Genomic DNA, 16,782 nt, shown 5'->3' with positions numbered 1-16,782 from the left:
TTTTCCCGGATCAGGAGGTGAGTTTGCTTGCGACGTTTTGAAGCCTGTGAGTCAAATGAAACCTTCTGTATTCTTCATGGTTGAGGAGTTTTACAAGAATCGCCTTCTGGACATGTAGGCGATTTTCCGCTTCGTCCATGATAATGGACTGCGGGCCATCCATTACTTCCGCGGTTATTTCCTGACCACGATGAGCCGGCATACAGTGCATGACCACTGCAGAAGGCTTCGCAGCTCCGAGCAGTTCGGAGTTTATCTGGTATTTGCTGAAGGTTTCAAGCCGTTTATCGGTTTCCTTTTCCTGTCCCATGCTGGTCCAGACATCGGTGTAAAGAACGTCGGCGTCGCGTGCCGCTTCCATTGGGTCATGAATGATCTCTATGGTGCTTGCACCGTTTTTTCTTGCTGTTTCAAGAATGAATGCATCAGGTTGATGCTCCTCCTCTTCAGGACACGCAAGAACGAAGTGGAAAGGAAGCCGCCCGGCAAGTTCTATCCAGGAATTCGCTACGTTGTTGCCGTCGCCGACGAAGACCACTTTGATATTGTCGTTCCACAATCCTTTTTCGTAGAGCGTAAAGGCATCGGCAAGGATCTGACACGGGTGCGAAAGATCGGTAAGTGCATTGATGACAGGTATTGCTGCATTTTCGGCAAGCGCTTCGATAACGCTGTGTTCATGAAGCCTTGCGACGATCGCATCATTGTAACGAGAGAGGAGCTGGGCAATGTCTTCGACAGCTTCCCGTGAGTTGACTCCAATCGATTTACCCTCGAGGTTCACTGCATAGCCGCCAAGCTCGTGTATACCTATTTCAAAAGAAACCCTTGTCCTGAGTGAGGGCTTGTTGAATATCATGGCCACTGTTTTCCCTGATAAGGGTTTGTAGGACTCTGAGGCAGAAGTTGTGCCGCGCTGTTTTTTTATAAACAGGGAAAAGTCAAAGAGTTCTATGATTTTTCCGGTATCCAGATGGGAAAAGCCGAGAAAATCCCTTTTGCTGCTATGAGTTTTCAATAGATATCTCCATGAATGTGGTTAAAGGTCTGAATCTTTTTCCGTAACGAACTGTGTGCCTACACCCTGATCGGTGAAAATTTCCAGTAGTAGGGAGTGAATGAGTCTGCCGTCGATAAGGTGAATTTTATTGACACCTCCATCGAGTGTTTTATATGCCGAAAGTGCTTTCGGTATCATTCCTCCTGAAATCACTCCGTCTTCGATAAGGTCTGCGGCTTCTGCCTTGCAGACGCTTTTCAGGATTGCTTCACCATGGTAAACTCCTGCGACATCGCTGATATAAATTAGTTTCTCAGCCTTGAGCGCAATCGCTATTGCGCTTGCAGCATCGTCTGCATTGATGTTGTAAACGTTGCCTTCGTCATCGAACCCGATTGGTGCTATGACCGGAATGAGTCTTGCATGGCAGAGAAGGTCGAGATAACCGGTGTTTATTCGGGTGATTTCACCAACAAGACCGAGAGATGCCGATTCCTTGCAGGGGACAGCTTTGATGGTATTTGCGTCGAGACCGCTTACACCGACGGCTTTCGCTCCATGTTCGCTGATGAGACGGACGATATCCTGGTTGACTTTTCCAGCGAGGGTCATTTGCACGATCGAGATCATTTCCTTGTCAGTGACCCTTTTTCCATGGATGAACTGTGTAGAAACATCGAGCTTTTCCGCTGTTCTTGTAATTGCATCACCCCCTCCATGGACTAAAACGACATTGATACCTACCTTGCGTAAAAGAGTGATGTTCTGCGCAAAGGCGTCTTTGAGTACCTCATCCTTCATGGCGGCACCGCCGTACTTGATGACAAACGTTTTATCCTCGAATTTCCGGATATAGGGCAGTGCTTCGATGAGTACCTGGCCGATGGTGGATTGAGGAAGGTTTTCAGGAGATTCTTTCATGTAACGCCTGCTGAATTAAATGGTTTTCATGTTCTGTAACTGCCGTTTATCTCTATGTATTCTTTACTTAAATCGCAAGTATGAACCACAGCGCTACCCTCTCCGTCACCCAGGGAAACGATAATGGTATAGCTGTTGCGGCAAAGAATTTTTTTTGCGTCATCTTCCGAAAAGTCCGAAAGATATCCTGGTTGGAGAATGACGAGATCCTCAAATTGTATTGAAACATTTTCCGGATTGAAAACAGCTCCTGATCTTCCGGCAGCAGCGATGATTCTGCCCCAGTTCGCATCTTCACCGTGAAGGGCTGTTTTGACCAGGCTCGAGTTTGCAATGGTTCGAGCCGCTTTTCGTGCATCGAGATCTGTTGCAGCTCCTTCCACTTGTATCTTCACCAGTTTGGACGCACCTTCGCCGTCCATGACGATCAGTCTTGCGAGAAACGTCATGAGACCTTCCAATGCATCATAGAATATTCGAGCATCACGGCTACCGGGTAGAATCCTGTTGTTCGATGACGATCCGGACAACAAGACCGCCATATCGTTCGTGCTTGTATCTCCATCGACTGTAATGGTGTTGAAGCTTTTTTCATTCGCTTTCGAGAGCATTTCCTGAAGTAGCTTCTGTTCTATTCTCGCATCGGTTACAAGAAAAGCGAGCATGGTCGCCATGTCGGGACAGATCATTCCCGATCCTTTTGCTATGCCTGAGAGACGAACGATGCCGGTGGAAAGTGCTATGTCAAGACCGAAATATTTCGGAAAGGTGTCGGTTGTCATGATTGCTTCGGCGGCTTTTCTACATGAGGTTTCAAACAAAACCGCTGAAAGTGAGTCGATCGCGCTGTTTATCTTGCCCATCGGAAGGAGAGTGCCGATAACGCCGGTTGATGCGACAAGAACTTCCTGAGGAGCTATGCCAAGGATACAGGCTGTTTTTTCTACAGTTGTTCTTGCATCGATCAATCCTTTTTCTCCGGTTGCGGCATTTGCATTGCCGCTGTTACAGATTATGGCACGTATCGAAGACCCAGATTGCTCGAGGTGTTCTTTCGATACGACAACAGGTGCTGCGCAACAGAGGTTTTTGGTGAAAACGGCAGCAGCTTGTGAAGGCTCGTCAGATTTGATGATCAATAGATCTTTCTTGCCTTGCTTGATACCTGCGTGCGCAGTACCCGCAGAAAATCCTTTGGGCCAAAACTGCTTTTTTTCAGCTTCCCTGATATTGAGAGGTGTCGTGTGCTCTGGCCAGACTGTTTCAGCGGCAAGCGTATTGATAGCCGAAACAGCTTTATGTCCTTTAGAGTAATCCGTGAGTTTCATCATAACCGAGCATTATGTTCATGTTTTGTACCGCCTGGCCTGCAGCACCCTTTACGAGGTTGTCGATTGCCGTTACAATCACCGCTGAACCTTTATCGGTACATTCTGCAATATGGATATCGCAATAGTTGGTATAAGCTACATGTTGTATTTCAGGCATGGTCGATCTGACCCGGGTAAAAGGCGCTGAACGGTAAAATTCCTTGAAATGCTCCTCAATTTGTGAAACCGGAAGATGTTTGTCAAGCTGAATATTCAAAACCGAATAAATTCCTCTGACAAGCGGGGCAATCATCGGTGTAAAGAGAAAACCAAAACTGGGTTCGATGGTATCTGTATCGAGTGCCTGTAGAATTTCAGGAGTATGTTGGTGTTTACCAACCTTGTAGGCACGTATATTTCCGCTCATTTCTGAAAATGAAAGTTCCACTTTGCTTGATCTGCCGGCACCCGATATTCCGGATATTGCGGAACAGTTGATGCTTTTGACCCGTGTCCCGTCCAGTGGCTTTTTGACAAGCGGGGCAATTCCAAGAATGATGCTCGTTGCATAGCATCCGGGATTGCTTACCGCTGTGGCCTGTTTTATCTCGTCATGAAAAAGCTCGGGCATCGCATAGGTTAGAACGGCATCGGGATTTTTACTTTTCAGGTAATATTTCAAGTGCTCTTCAGGATTTTTCAGACGGAAGTCACCCGAAAGGTCGATTACCAGTTTTCCTGCATCGACAAGCTTCGGAACTATTGATGATGCCTCTCCGTGAGGAAGGGCAAGAAAATATATATCTGTGTCTTTTTCTCCTTCATAGGATTCGAAAACAGCATCGGTATCGAGAAAAGGGTATACATCTTGAACCTTTTTTCCTGCTTGTGTATGCGCGTAAAGCTTTTCAAGCTTTACCGAAGGGTGTCTGAGAAGAATTTTCGTCAGTTCAGCACCCGAATAACCTGAAGCACCGATAACCGACACTGTGGGTTTTTTGTAGCCTCTCATAATTTTGCTATTGCATTGAATACCTATTCATCGTTTGCGATATTATCCATCGATATGGATGAATTTTAGGTGATTTATTGAAATAGAGTGAATTGCGTGAATGAATATATATTCTTATTGTGAATTAATATTCAATAATATGGATAAAATAGCGAATTCTGTGTTGATTGCAAGGTTTTGGGAGGGAGGTTTTTTCTCTATCTTTGCTCAGATATTGTGAACGGAACAGATAAGAGACAGGATTGTGGTATGTACGGCAGAAAGAGATTCGGTTTTATCTTTGTCGTGGTGCTGGTTGTCATATGTGTTGCTGTGGTTGCTGTTTTCAGGATAGCGAGCAATCGGCTTGACAGTGCTGTTACAATTGAAACTGCGAAAAGCGGTTTGCTTCGCTTTGGTGTCGAACAAGCTCTTGGCGTGACTGCTGAAGATATTGTTCCCGTTTTCAGTCGTTACTATTCAGACGCTTCAATAGAGCTTGAAACTGGGTTCTTTCCTGATCTTTTCAACAGGTTTCTACAGGAAGAAATCGAGGCGATGTTATGGCGCGGTAAGCCGGGGAAATATGATGTTTCTCTTCTCGAGAGAGAAAAAATGAATTATCGCTTGGAACCTGTCGCCAGAAGTGCGATTGTCTGCATTGTCAATCAAGCCAATCCGGTTCCGTTTCTGTGTGTAGAGGATCTTGCCAAAATCTACACAGCAAGAAAAATCAGCTGGGATAACGGCAATGACATCGAGGTATATCTCAATGGTAAAGATCTCAGGCTTCAAGAGCAGTTTCTCGCTCTGGCAGTTCCAGGTGACAACAGACTGACGGCTTGGCATGCCGGAAGTGACGAGGATGTCATGAGGATTGTTGCAGAAAATACCAGAGCTATAGGCATCCTGCCTTTCTCAAGATTGGGGGAACTGAAGAGTGCTGAGCGGTCGTCATCGACATTCAGAGTAGTGCCTCTCTGCCAAAAAAAAGGAGGTGCTCCAGTTATGCCTTCGCAAAACACGATCTACCAGGAAAAATATCCTCTTGGCTATATTGTTTATTATATGTATCGAAAGGAAAAAGCCTTGGCAGCAGGTTTCGGTGCCTGGTTGGCGAAAGAGGGGCAGAAAGGATTTGTAAGGAGTTCACTGGTTCCCTATAGAAATCCTACATACCTCATCCAGCTTCAATGAATCAAGATATTCAACCGCAAGCAGTTGAGACTATCAAAAGTAAGCAGTGCCATACATGCCTGAATCCACAAAAACATCGTTTCAACCTATTTCGTTAAAGCCGACGATCTATGCTGGGGTACTCTTTGCTTTTCTGCTGTTCGGCGGGACTGCGGGCTTCATTGTTTATGAGGGAAAGCTGCAGAAAAGGGCTGACGAGGTACAAATGATTTACAAGGATCTTCTCGATTTTCGATCAACCCTGACGCTTATAGATCAGCAGTTGAGTGTTACGCATGAGCGCCCCGAGGTTCTGAATGAAATTATCCGGAATACCAAACTGCTTCAGTTTCGTTCGATCAATTTCCAGGATCGAGCTGAAAAAAATCGTATGCATGATCTTGCTTCCTGGATGAAATCGAACCAGTTGGTCCTGGAAAAAATGATTGTCGATATCGAAATGAAAAGAGTGGAGGCAGGAAACCGTATTTCTCTGATGATTCTTGAACTCGATGATATTATTCTGAATACCGCTATCGATGTAAGACTGTCCAGCGGAAAAGTTTACGATACGGTTCAGCTCTTTTTTTTCATTGTGCTCGCAGTTCTTGTGGTTATCATTATTTCTGCAGGATGGGTGATTGTCAGCAACTATCGACAGACGGTCATGCCGCTCAATCAGTTGGCCGAAAAACTGCGAATGCTCAACGAGGAGCTTCCGGAAAGTTTCCATGATACCGCTGAAGAGGTAAAGAAAAGCATACGGCCTGAAGAGTTCTCGAACGATGTCAACGAGATAACTGATTCAATCGTAAGGTTTTGTCAGAATATTGAATTGAAAAACAAGAAGCTTGACGAACTCTTCATAAAAGATGAAAAAACAAATTTATACAATTATCGGCATTTCAAGGATCATCTCATCGTTGATGTCGCAAGGGCGAAACGCTATAATGAGAGTATTTCCATGACAATGATCGATATCGATCGATTCAAGGCATACAACGATGCGAATGGTCACGTTGCCGGTGATATCGTCCTGGAACGAATGGCAAGAATCATTCGTGAGGAGTGTAGAGAAGCCGATATTCCCGCTCGGTTTGGTGGGGAAGAGTTTGCGATATTGTTTCCCCGTACAAACAGTAGAAAGGCTATTGAAATTGTCGACAGGTTAAGGAAAATAATAGCGGCAGAGCCATTTTATCATGAAAAAGCGTTGCCCGGCGGACAATTGACGATTAGTGCGGGAATTGCCACCTACCCTGATGATGCAGTTGATTGGTATTCTCTTATAAACAAGGCGGATAAAGCACTATATCGGGCCAAGCAGACAGGTCGGAACAAGGTTGTTCATTTCAGAGAGGTTGAAAGAGAAGAAGAAGGGGAGAGTGTGCAAAAGAATGGAGAAGAGTGAAAAGTGGGTGAGTAATGAAAAGAGGTTGGGTAATGGAGGATAGATACCAGGGATGAAATCAGAGTTATACATCGCACGGAGATTTGCATTCAAGCCCCGTTCAGCATCGAAGCCGACGTTTATCGTGTTTTTAGCGGTTGCAGGAATTGCGTTGGGGACAGCTGCGCTCATTCTTACCCTCTCTATTGTCAAGGGTTTTTCGACACAGATTGAAAGTAAGCTGATCGGCTTCAGCTCACATTTTCAAATCAGACAGGCTCAGGGAAATCTTTTTTACCCTCTACCTGTCGATACCCTGCGTCTGAACAACATTGAAAATATCGCTTCCATTACTCCTTTCATGGAAAAAAGCATCATACTTCAGAGTAAAGGAGTGGAGAATGAACTGATCAAACCAGCCATGCTCAAAGGTGTTTCAAAAGAAAATCCTCCGGTTTTTTTGCAGAAGAACATCGTCGAGGGTACCTGGTTTCCCGAAGGAACGTTGTCGTCGTTACATATCCTTGTGGGAAAACCCCTCGCTGAATCTCTTCGGCTGTCACCGGGTAGCAGCGTCATGATGATCAGCAGTGCGAGAGGGACTTCAGGAAAGCTGATAGAAGCCGGCGACAATATTGTCGATCTTCTTTCCTCATTGGAACTCGAGTTGGCAACAGTCAGTGGAATATATGAAACAGGGCTCAACGAAGGGTTTGATGATTACATGGTCATCACAGACCTTGAAGCGATGCAGCGTTTTTTCAATGCAGAAAAAGCTCTTCTCAGCGGTTATGAGATTATGGTGAACGACATAGAGCGGCTGAATGCCACAGCCATCGAGTCCGTTGATGCGCTGGGTTATCCCTTCTATGGTTACACGGTTTTTGAGCGCTATGCCAACCTTTTCGAGTGGTTGAAATTGCAGCGGAACATCACACCGCTTCTGATCATAACCATCACGGTCGTGGCGGTTTTCAACATTATTTCCACGCTGCTCGTGCTGATCATTGAAAAGACAAAGGAGATCGGCATGTTGAGTGCATTAGGACTTGTTCCGGGAAAAATCAGCGGAATATTTCTTGTCCAGGCATTTTTGATCGCTCTTATAGGCATTCTTTTAGGAAACATGCTTGCTTTGGGCTTTTCGATATTCGAACTTCATTTTCACCTGATAACATTGCCTCAAAAAAATTATTTCATCAAACATGTTCCAATCCAGATAGAGTTGTTCGATTACCTCTTGGTTTCTTGTATTGTCGGCCTGTTGACACTTGTTTTTGCCTTCATACCAGCGAGGGTGGCTGCAGCCTTGAAGCCTGGCACAGCACTGTTGAGCTGATGAAAGTCTTCCAATAAAAATTCAACACGTATCCATGCGTTTCGGTCCGGGTTTATGGATAGCACTGCGTTACAGCTTCGCAAGAAAGCGGTTCAGGGTTATCAATATCATATCTGCAATCAGTCTGTCGGGAATTATTCTCGGGGTCAGCACTCTGCTTGTCGTCATGAGTGTTTTGAATGGTTTTCAACAAATTGCATGGGATCTTTTCGTTACGGTTGAAAGCCCCGCACAGGTATTGCCGGCAGAAGGAAAACATATGAAGGTTCCCGATTCACTTCTTGTGCAGATTGGAGAGATCGAGGGTGTTGTATCGACGGAACCGTTTGCAGAAGGCTCTGCGATTCTTTCTGGTAAAGAAAACAGTGAACTTGTCATGGTGAAGGGAATTTCCCGGAATGCGCATGAACGTTTGATGAAGCAAACAGACAGGGAAGTTCCCTATTTCAGTACGGAAACCGTTTCAGTTGGAGAGGTGCTGGCATACAAGGCTAAACTTGCTCCGGCTGCAGAAGTGAAAATCTTCAGCCCGGAGCTTATAGCTCTCGGATTGCAGTCACTAACTCAACCATATCTTCTTCCTGCCCTGACATTTCCCGTCGTGCAGGTCGAGTCGGTTTTTTCCCTGCAGCGTATCTTCAATGATCACTACGTATTGACATCGAGAGAAATGGCGAGAGGGATTCTTCTTCAGGAAGAAGACCTTTACTCGGGTATCGATGTAAGAGGAAGTGATGACCGTGCGACGCATGCAGTACTTGTTCGTAATCTCCGTTCCTGGGTTCAGGAAAAAGGTCTTGAAGGTTCCTATGTGATTCGGCCTCTTGAAGAAAAATACCGGGATATTTTCGGGGTGATGGAGATTGAAAAATGGGTGAGTTTCAGCGTACTGATGCTTGTTATCGTTGTTGCCGCACTGAGCCTTACCGGGTCTCTCACCATGACGGCTATAGACAAGCGTCAAGAACTGTTTTATTTACGGTGTCTCGGGCTCGAAAAACCTCAATTCATCATGATTTTCATCATGGAAGGCGGGATGATCGGGTTTGCGGGGACAGTTGTCGGTGCAGCTGTTGCCTGGGTGATTTGTTTGGTACAAAAGACTTTCGGATTGATCGAACTTCCATCGAAAAGTGCTTTTATCATCGAAGCCTACCCGGTTAGCATGCAGACTTCCGATTTTGTGGTTGTTTCCGGGACAACCATTGCCGTATCGCTGCTGGTAAGTCTCTATCCGGCGATCAAGGCTGCAGGAATAGCGGGTAGTAAAAGCCTTTCGGACTAGGCTGAAAAACATGGGGGACGGTTTCCACCGAAAAACCGGGCCGGGCCTGTCATGAAGGTTTTGACCAGAGACCCGGTGCGGTGTGATGAGATTTCAACCGAGAAGTATCGACTTCGCCAAATCATTCTGGGCATCGGTCAAGTAAGGGATTCCGGTTGCCTCTGCGGTTTCGAGGTTCGCCGACATTAAATCGTCACGGTGGATCGATGGAACCGAGAATTTTCTCGCTCCCGCCATGAATTGCTGTAATCCGCAGGAAAGCTTGTCAACATAACCGTAAAGAGCAATGGCTCCGAACGGTATGGCATCCATCTCGTCAGTACCGACTTTTTCCTTTACGGCTTCCCATCCGGCAAAGATTTCTTCCGGGCACGTACCGTTTTCTTTCACCGAGGCAGGTAGTTTATCCCACTGGCCGAAGAGCTCCGCTTTTTTGTCCGGTTTGAACACTCCTTCAACGTTGCAGCCGAGAAAGCCGGGAATCATTGGGGCCCTGCCCATACAGACAAGCTTTGCATACGGTGAGCAGAGTGCGAGAGCTTTGAAAATATGATCTTCGCGAGCAAAACCGCCAGCAAGAGAAATGTGCGGGACGCTTGCTCCGTTTTTCTCGAGTATGCTACAGTATTCCCACGTTTTTGCGTGTAGTTGCAAGGAAGGGATTCCCCAGTGCTCCATCATATTCCATGGGCTCATGCCGGTACCTCCTCCCGCTCCGTCTATGGTAAGCAGGTCGAGGTTGTTTTCCGATGCACATTTGATTGCCAGGGCAAGTGCTTCCATTCCATAGGCCCCGGTTTTGAGGGTGATGCGTTTAAAACCAAGTTCCCGTAATTCTCGAACGCTTTCTCTGAAGGTCTCACGTAATTCATCGGAGGTTAGTATGCCCGTTGCCCCCAGGCGGCTGTGCCGTGCAAAGGAGGTCAGCGATTTATTCTCGAACGAGGCTACCGAGAGTTGGTTGAACGGGTCGGGATCGACGACATAACCTCGCTGGTTGAGAAACCTTGCGTATTGCAGGTCGCTTACTTGTATTTCACCGCCGATATCTTTCGCTCCCTGTCCCCATTTCAGTTCGATGATTACATCATCACAATATTTTTCAGCGAGGTAACGGGCAACACCGTTGCGACTGTCTTCAACGTTCATTTGTATGATAATTCCACCGTAACCGTCATAGTAGCGTTGGAAAATGTCTATTCTTCGCTCCAGTTCAGGTGCCGTGCTTATGGTGCCGTTATCGAGCACCGAATTCCTGTCGACACCGACAACGTTTTCACCGATAACAATCGGAAAACCACAAATAGCCGCCCCAACGGCAAAGCTGTTCCAATATTTTTCTGCGATGAATGTCGATCCCAGGGCACCTGTCATTATTGGTACGCGGCATTTGGTTTCGGTCTCGGTTCCAAATGAGGTTTCAATGGATACGTTTGGAAAAATACAGTCATCGGGATCGTTGGAAAGCCCTTTTGCAAGGCCTTCGGCTCCGTATGCATAACCCTGGATTCTAAGGGCATGATATCCGGCGCCATCGGCAGTTACCGAAGCTGAACCGGAGGTCGTCTCTCCGAACTGTAAGGGATAAAGCAGTTTTCTGCCCAAAAGCGAGCTGAGCCAGGTTTCACATTTACCTTTGCAGTCGGACGTACAGAGTGTGCAAAGCCCAGATTCACAGGGATCTCCCCGGTTGACTGTTCCAAGAGCGTCATTTCTTTTGCGCCATTGTTTCATGATTTTTCTACTTAAAGTTACTGGCAGGTCTAAGAAAAGCGGTTTCTCCATGAAAAGCATGCTGCGCAGGTATGATCAAGAATTGCATAAGCTGTGGTAATGCGTGCAGTGAAAAAAAACATAGTCCAAAATAGTTATTTCACGGTAGATCGTGAAATTGACTGCATTTTTTGCATAGCTTATCGGCGCGGGTTTGTCAATGCTGAAGCATGAAATCGGATGGACAGAGATGACTGTTGAGCGGAAAGGATGAAAAAAAGCGGCGTTTTTGGTGAATAACGCCGCAAAATACATCGTGCGATAACTCTTTTGGCTGACTTATGCTTCTTCTTTAACGAAAAAGCTTTTTTCAACACCACAAACGGGACATACCCAATCGTCAGGAATATCCTCGAAAGCGGTTCCGGGCTCTATGCCATTATCAGGATCTCCGTAATCAGGGTCGTAAACGTAACCGCAAGGTTCACATATCCATTTATCCATAGCTGTTTCTCCTTTGATTTATGCATTACAAAAAAAGGAACAAAAAGAACATTTGTTATTCCGGATTGGCGATGAATCAGAATCATCTTCTTCTAAAGATATTCATCTAAAATAGTTTCAAGGGTAAAAAGTTCATCGCACGAGTGAATTTATTCTTCTGAAAACAATCATATCGGATCTGCTGAATCCTTGCTTTTGATAAAAATGGTGAGCCGTTCCATTATCTTCATCTGTCAAGAGGGTGATGCGAGCGAACCCCTCGTTTTCAGCGAAACGGATTGCATAGTTGATCAGTTGCGTTCCAATGCCTTGTGAACGGTATCCCGGATCAATGACAAGATCTTCGAGAAGTGCGACTTTGCTGCCGAGAGCTGTACTTACCGTATAGAGCAGTACGGCCATACCTGTAATAACCTTCCTTTTTTGGTCTTCGACGACAAAGACGTTTCCACGGGAGGGATCCTGAACGATCATAAGCAGTCCTTTTCTCTGGCGTACAGGGTCAGGAGAAAATTCAGCTTCCTGGCCGAACAGGCAGGTGAGGAGTTCAATACAACGATCGATATCATCGAGGGTTGCGGATCGAATAACCATGCGCTATCGTTTAGAGATTGGGAATGCACGAATGTTTCCGAACGTGATATACTTGCATAACAATTAATAATAAACAAACAATGGGTACGTGAGGGACGTCGAGGATTTGCGGGAAAAAAGATATATGGCCTCGTTATTCTAACTGATTACAGTGTGTTATGTTAAAAAAAATTTTCCGAAAAAAAGCTTCTCCCAGAGAACCGTCGACAGTACCGTCGGTCGATGTCGTCCGATATTGCGGGACCTGGTATGAGATAGCTTCTTTCGCCCCGAAAGAAGAGAGGGGTTGCATAAAAACAAAAGCCGAGTACACACTCAACAAGGAAGGATACGTCGATATTCGCAATTCGTGTCAGCGAAAAGGACGTGAGAAATCTATCAGGGCAAAAGCATATTCCGTTCCTGAAAGCGGCAATGCCAAACTCAAGATTCAGTTTTTCAGGTTTTTCAAGGGTGACTACTGGGTCGTTGATCTTGCTGATGATTATTCCTGGGCGGTTGTATCGACGCCTACATCCCGAAGTCTCTGGATTCTGAGTCGGACTCCCTATATGGGAGAAACAGTCTATGATGAAATCATAGGTCGATTGAGAGATCGCGGTTTCGATACGGCTCGTCTTGTGAAAACCAATCAACGGGGTTGAGCGGTTCGCTTGTTTAACTCATTTTTTTTCAATAACATTGTTCCCGTCATTAGGGAATATTGCCTTGTTCGTACCTCTCATGGATGCATTCTGGTTGTCTCTTGCTCTCATATTTATTGCTGAACTTGGTGACAAGTCACAGCTTCTTGCTCTGACGCTCGCCACTTGCTTCAATGCAAAAGTCGTTTTATGGGGAATATTCTGCTCAACTATTGTTGTGCATGTTTTCTCGACAGCAGCCGGAAATATTTTAGGAGGGCTGCTACCTGTCGACTTGGTATTGTTCATCGCCGGAATATCATTTGTCGCTTATGGTTTCTGGACATTGAGAGGGGACAGTCTCGATGATGGAAACGGATCATGCAAAACGGCGGTTCATCCATTCTGGCTTGTATTCAGTACATTTTTCATTGCCGAACTTGGCGATAAAACCATGTTGAGTACTCTTTCTCTTGCTACGACGAATCCTTTTTTACCGGTCTGGATCGGCTCGACACTCGGCATGGTACTTGCCGATGCTCTGGCGATTGTGGTTGGCAAAAGCCTTGGCGAAAGGTTATCGGAAAACGTCATCAAGATTGGTGCGGCAAGTATTTTCTTTGTTTTTGGCGCTTTCAACATGTATGAGGGTGGTGCTGACTTTTCTTTCGGCATATGGTTCGTTGCCCTGTGTGCTATTGTGTTGACCGGTTATTTTTTTCTCAGGAAAAAAGCTGCGTAACCTATATCTGCCAAAAGCTGCTTTATTGTGCCCATGGGTGCTTGCCGTTCATACCGAGAAAATGGCGTGTTATGCGTTCCATTCTCTTTTTTCATTCCAGAATGAACTGTGATCGGTGATTCTGATAAGTGTATCGTCTTTTTCACATTTGCCATCTTTTCCTTTCTTCAAGAAAAAAAACATAGTTTCGCAGCAAGCTGAGTGTCTTTGTGGTAGTTTCGGGTTTTTTCGTAATTATTGCCGCAGGTGCTGAAATGTGTTTCATTATTGCGATATTGTTAGAAGTATCCTTGAGTATACGATGCTTGTTTTCAATGTGAAATCCTTTCCTTTCTGTTGTCAACGAAGAAATGTTCAATCCTTAAAACATCTTTTTCGGTTGTGTTTTTACATACTCACCGTGATGCTTTTGAGAAAAAGCTTCATTTCAGATGTAGTTGATTATCACCACCCTTTCCAGGTTTCTTGACGCTTTAGCTGGTGGTGTTTATTTCACGGCGTTCGTTGTCAGACTTGTGAGACCCATATGTAGTAGACTACAATCAGGCGGATGTCTGTTGGCTCTCTGATTGTTCGGAACTGAAAATGATTGACAACTACATATGGAGCTGTGTAGGATTTGAAAAGCATGAAAAGATTTAGGATACCGACACTGATAGCGTTAACCGCTTTTCTTTCCAATTGTACTACAGTGCAAAGGGAGTCTCCTTCAACTACTCCTGAATTCGATATTCCCGCAGATTTTGGAAACATTGCTGCACAGGAGGCTCCTCGCTCGGGTCTTCAACCCGGCTGGCTTGAGATATTTAACGATACCAAGCTGAATGCCTTGGTGAAAGAAGTTCTTGTAATGAATTTCGACCTTCGCATCGCTGCAGCCAAGATTGAAGCGGCAGCTGCTTTAGCAAAGCAAGCCGGAGCGGATTTAAGTCCTGCCGTGACACTTGCCTTGCAGGGAACCAATCAGGGCAATATGGACAGTGCCTTGTCTGAAGATATTTCTTCGGTGGGAGTTTCTCTGGATATAGCCTGGGAACTGGATGTCTGGGGTCGAATTCGTAGCGGACAGAGAGCTGCGATAGAAGAGTTTGTTGCTGCAAAAATGGATTATGCGTATGCGAGACTCTCATTGGTAGCGCAAACAACGAAAGCTTACTTTCTGGCAATTGAAACCTTACGGCAGCAGCAACTGGCCGAAAACAACGTAGCTAATTATGTCAAAACGCTTGAAATAGTAAAAGCTTTTTTCGATGAGGGTATGGTTTCTGTTCAGGATGTTTATCTCGTCAGATCGGAAAAAGCCGTTGCGGAAGATGCTTTAGGGAATGCTCAAAGTGCTCATTTACAAGCTCTTCGCAGTCTGGAGACATTGTTGGGCCGTTATCCATCAGCGGCTGTTGATATTGCAGGTGATCTTCCGGGTCTTCCTGCCCCGGTTCCTGCCGGCATTCCATCAGAAGTTCTTGAGCGTCGCCCGGATATCATTGCTGCTGAACGTCGTGTAGCGGCAGCTTTTGATGAAACCAGAGAAGCTAAAGCGGCAAGATTGCCACGCATTGACCTGACCGGGAGTTTGGGAAGTGTAAGCGATGGATTATCAGATTTAACCAATCCCGCAAATATCGCTTGGAATGTTGTTTCAAGTTTGATGTTCCCGTTTTTTGATGCAGGCAGGCTGGAGGGCAGGGTCGAAGCAGCTGAGGCATTCCAAAAACAAGCACTGGCTGATTATCAAAAAACAGCGTTAGCAGCTTTCGGCGAGATTGAAACTGCGCTGTCGAATGAGGCAATATTCAGAAGACGAGCTGAAAGTCTGAAAATCGCTTATAAACATGCCAGGTTGGCAGAAGAGATAAGCATTGAAAAATATACAATGGGAGAAGGGGAGCTTCTGGATGTTCTTCAATTGCAACGTTCCACGATTTCAACGCAAAGTGCTTATCTAAGAATGGAATATGATCTGCTTGTCCAGCGTGTGAACCTGTATCTTGGTCTTGGAGGAGGTTTTTAAGACAAGCCGAAAATTTAAAAAGATCTGGTCAAAAGGGGGGATAATGAAGACACTTTTTTTGTTCGTGATCCCAATGTTGCTGCTAACTGCTTGTATGGGGGAAGAAGCTGTTGAAGAACCGGTGCGTGCTGTTAAAACTCTTACCGTGTCAGAAGCAAGTGATGCAAACACCCGGCAGATCGCAGGGGTTGTCAAAGCGGTAAATGAGTCCGAGTTGAGTTTCCAGGTTGGTGGCCGTATTGCGAAAGTCGATGTTAAGGCAGGAGATAGCGTCGTAAAGGATCAGGTTCTTTCTGCGCTGGAACAAAAAAATTATACACTGGCTCTGGAAGAAGCTCAGGCAAATCTTGCTAAAGCAAAAGCTGACTTGGTTGAAAAGAAGAATATGCTGCAGCGCCAGAAAAACCTGAAGAAAAAAGATTTTGTTTCTCAAGCTGCGGTAGATCAGGCTCAGGCGGCTTATCAAGCTGCTGAAAGCAGTTATGCTGTTGCACAAACACGGCTCAAAACCGCCCGGAATGATCTTGACGAAACGGTACTTCGGGCACCTTTTTCCGGCAGGATCGCAAAACGTCTGATCGACCCTTTCGTTGAAATAGCTGCAGGAAAAACAGCGTTTGAACTGCAAGGAGAAGGGGGATATGAAGTTGAGGTTTTAGTGCCCGAAACGTTTATTCGTGATATCAACTACGGCGATCCTGTCAAAGTCAGGTTTCCGACGTTAAAAAAAGCTGTTGTGAGCGGGAGGATTTCGCAGATAGGGGCACAGGCTGAAACAGGCAACGCGTTTATTGTGACTGCAGAACTGGCTCGAACTTTTTACGATATTTTTGCCGGCATGACGGCACAGGTCACTTTCAGTCTTGGTGAAGCTGGCGATGCGCCGGTTTATTTGATACCCGTTTCTGCGCTCGATGTTCGAATTCCTGTAGAGGGAGAAAAAAGTGTCAAAAAACAGGCAACGGTTTATGTCTTTAAACCGGATCTACAGGTTGTCGAAAAGCGTAAAGTCAGTATTCGTGATATCTTCGGCAACAAACTGGAAGTAGAAGAAGGTCTCGAGCCTGGAGATATGGTCATTGTTGCAGGAGTGCCGTTCCTGACAGACGGTCAGAAAGTCAAAGAGTGGAAACCTGCTTATAACGTTCCTGCGACAATTAATCTTTCACAGTAATTCTGAACG

Annotated in this window: 15 protein-coding genes; 8 read left to right on the top strand and 7 right to left on the bottom strand. The window is 45.6% G+C overall.

Annotated elements, in window-relative coordinates; genetic code table 11:
• Positions 1 to 10: 10 nt before the first annotated feature.
• From argF to argC, 4 genes are read right to left on the bottom strand one after another with little or no spacing between them, the layout of a single operon-like run.
• Positions 11 to 1,018 carry an ornithine carbamoyltransferase gene (gene argF, locus QZ209_RS09630; protein WP_294347374.1) on the bottom strand — a complete coding sequence of 336 codons (1,008 nt, stop codon included), beginning with the start codon at positions 1,016 to 1,018 and terminating at the stop codon, positions 11 to 13.
• 21 nt (positions 1,019 to 1,039) lie between these two features.
• The gene (gene argB, locus QZ209_RS09625) at positions 1,040 to 1,921 is read right to left on the bottom strand and encodes an acetylglutamate kinase (RefSeq protein ID WP_294347372.1); all 882 of its coding nucleotides are present in this window, start codon (positions 1,919 to 1,921) and stop codon (positions 1,040 to 1,042) included.
• 26 nt (positions 1,922 to 1,947) lie between these two features.
• Positions 1,948 to 3,249, bottom strand: coding sequence for a bifunctional glutamate N-acetyltransferase/amino-acid acetyltransferase ArgJ (gene argJ / locus QZ209_RS09620; RefSeq protein ID WP_294347498.1), 1,302 nt, complete (start codon positions 3,247 to 3,249; stop codon positions 1,948 to 1,950).
• Positions 3,227 to 4,243, bottom strand: a complete 1,017-nt coding sequence (argC, locus tag QZ209_RS09615; protein WP_294347370.1) for an N-acetyl-gamma-glutamyl-phosphate reductase — start codon at positions 4,241 to 4,243, stop codon at positions 3,227 to 3,229. Before argC ends, argJ begins: the two co-directional genes overlap by 23 nt.
• 249 nt (positions 4,244 to 4,492) lie before the next feature.
• Between argC and QZ209_RS09610 the strand changes: the two genes are divergently transcribed.
• From QZ209_RS09610 to QZ209_RS09595, 4 genes are read left to right on the top strand one after another with little or no spacing between them, the layout of a single operon-like run.
• Positions 4,493 to 5,419 (top strand): substrate-binding domain-containing protein, encoded by a 927-nt coding sequence (locus QZ209_RS09610; protein ID WP_294347369.1) that lies wholly within the window; start codon positions 4,493 to 4,495, stop codon positions 5,417 to 5,419.
• A gap of 55 nt (positions 5,420 to 5,474) precedes the next feature.
• On the top strand, positions 5,475 to 6,809 hold the full coding sequence (locus QZ209_RS09605) for a GGDEF domain-containing protein (protein ID WP_294347367.1): 1,335 nt from the start codon (positions 5,475 to 5,477) through the stop codon (positions 6,807 to 6,809).
• A 52-nt stretch (positions 6,810 to 6,861) separates the two neighbouring features.
• The gene (locus tag QZ209_RS09600; RefSeq protein WP_294347365.1) at positions 6,862 to 8,127 is read left to right on the top strand and encodes an ABC transporter permease; all 1,266 of its coding nucleotides are present in this window, start codon (positions 6,862 to 6,864) and stop codon (positions 8,125 to 8,127) included.
• 34 nt (positions 8,128 to 8,161) lie between these two features.
• Positions 8,162 to 9,412 carry an FtsX-like permease family protein gene (locus tag QZ209_RS09595; RefSeq protein WP_294347363.1) on the top strand — a complete coding sequence of 417 codons (1,251 nt, stop codon included), beginning with the start codon at positions 8,162 to 8,164 and terminating at the stop codon, positions 9,410 to 9,412.
• A gap of 93 nt (positions 9,413 to 9,505) precedes the next feature.
• On the opposite strand, the gene QZ209_RS09590 is transcribed toward QZ209_RS09595, so the two are convergent.
• The 3 genes from QZ209_RS09590 to QZ209_RS09580 form a co-directional block, all read right to left on the bottom strand.
• Positions 9,506 to 11,146, bottom strand: a complete 1,641-nt coding sequence (locus QZ209_RS09590) for a glutamate synthase-related protein (protein ID WP_294347360.1) — start codon at positions 11,144 to 11,146, stop codon at positions 9,506 to 9,508.
• Between the two features lie 318 nt (positions 11,147 to 11,464).
• A complete protein-coding gene (gene rd, locus QZ209_RS09585; RefSeq protein WP_294347357.1) occupies positions 11,465 to 11,629 on the bottom strand; it encodes a rubredoxin in 165 nt (54 codons plus the stop codon).
• 132 nt (positions 11,630 to 11,761) lie between these two features.
• Entirely contained in the window at positions 11,762 to 12,223 is a 462-nt protein-coding gene (locus tag QZ209_RS09580) for a GNAT family N-acetyltransferase (protein WP_294347355.1), read from the bottom strand.
• Between the two features lie 158 nt (positions 12,224 to 12,381).
• On the opposite strand from QZ209_RS09580, the gene QZ209_RS09575 reads away from it, so the two are divergent.
• From QZ209_RS09575 to QZ209_RS09560, 4 genes are all read left to right on the top strand, one after another.
• Positions 12,382 to 12,867, top strand: coding sequence for a lipocalin family protein (locus QZ209_RS09575; protein ID WP_294347353.1), 486 nt, complete (start codon positions 12,382 to 12,384; stop codon positions 12,865 to 12,867).
• A gap of 79 nt (positions 12,868 to 12,946) precedes the next feature.
• Complete coding sequence (locus QZ209_RS09570; RefSeq protein WP_294347497.1) at positions 12,947 to 13,588, top strand: TMEM165/GDT1 family protein; 642 nt, start codon at positions 12,947 to 12,949, stop codon at positions 13,586 to 13,588.
• Between the two features lie 628 nt (positions 13,589 to 14,216).
• Positions 14,217 to 15,599: an efflux transporter outer membrane subunit gene (locus QZ209_RS09565; protein ID WP_294347352.1), complete on the top strand. Its 1,383-nt coding sequence runs from the start codon at positions 14,217 to 14,219 to the stop codon at positions 15,597 to 15,599.
• Positions 15,600 to 15,642: 43 nt separating this feature from the next.
• A complete protein-coding gene (locus tag QZ209_RS09560; protein ID WP_294347349.1) occupies positions 15,643 to 16,773 on the top strand; it encodes an efflux RND transporter periplasmic adaptor subunit in 1,131 nt (376 codons plus the stop codon).
• Positions 16,774 to 16,782: the final 9 nt, after the last annotated feature.

The organism is Prosthecochloris sp. (assembly GCA_015482705.2).
In the GTDB taxonomy this organism is placed as follows: Bacteria; Bacteroidota; Chlorobiia; order Chlorobiales; family Chlorobiaceae; genus Prosthecochloris.
The sequence above is the reverse complement of the archived record's forward strand: the minus strand, read 5'-3'. Positions and strand labels throughout refer to the sequence as shown.

Bases quoted from the DNA above. Each gene is read 5' to 3' on its own strand.
- argB (WP_294347372.1), bottom strand. From the start codon at position 1,921: ATGAAAGAATCTCCTGAAAACCTTCCTCAATCCACCATCGGCCAGGTA.
- argJ (WP_294347498.1), bottom strand. From the start codon at position 3,249: ATGAAACTCACGGATTACTCTAAAGGACATAAAGCTGTTTCGGCTATC.
- argC (WP_294347370.1), bottom strand. From the start codon at position 4,243: ATGAGAGGCTACAAAAAACCCACAGTGTCGGTTATCGGTGCTTCAGGT.
- QZ209_RS09610 (WP_294347369.1), top strand. From the start codon at position 4,493: ATGTACGGCAGAAAGAGATTCGGTTTTATCTTTGTCGTGGTGCTGGTT.
- QZ209_RS09605 (WP_294347367.1), top strand. From the start codon at position 5,475: ATGCCTGAATCCACAAAAACATCGTTTCAACCTATTTCGTTAAAGCCG.
- QZ209_RS09600 (WP_294347365.1), top strand. From the start codon at position 6,862: ATGAAATCAGAGTTATACATCGCACGGAGATTTGCATTCAAGCCCCGT.
- QZ209_RS09595 (WP_294347363.1), top strand. From the start codon at position 8,162: ATGCGTTTCGGTCCGGGTTTATGGATAGCACTGCGTTACAGCTTCGCA.
- QZ209_RS09590 (WP_294347360.1), bottom strand. From the start codon at position 11,146: ATGAAACAATGGCGCAAAAGAAATGACGCTCTTGGAACAGTCAACCGG.
- rd (WP_294347357.1), bottom strand. From the start codon at position 11,629: ATGGATAAATGGATATGTGAACCTTGCGGTTACGTTTACGACCCTGAT.
- QZ209_RS09580 (WP_294347355.1), bottom strand. From the start codon at position 12,223: ATGGTTATTCGATCCGCAACCCTCGATGATATCGATCGTTGTATTGAA.
- QZ209_RS09575 (WP_294347353.1), top strand. From the start codon at position 12,382: ATGTTAAAAAAAATTTTCCGAAAAAAAGCTTCTCCCAGAGAACCGTCG.
- QZ209_RS09570 (WP_294347497.1), top strand. From the start codon at position 12,947: ATGGATGCATTCTGGTTGTCTCTTGCTCTCATATTTATTGCTGAACTT.
- QZ209_RS09565 (WP_294347352.1), top strand. From the start codon at position 14,217: ATGAAAAGATTTAGGATACCGACACTGATAGCGTTAACCGCTTTTCTT.
- QZ209_RS09560 (WP_294347349.1), top strand. From the start codon at position 15,643: ATGAAGACACTTTTTTTGTTCGTGATCCCAATGTTGCTGCTAACTGCT.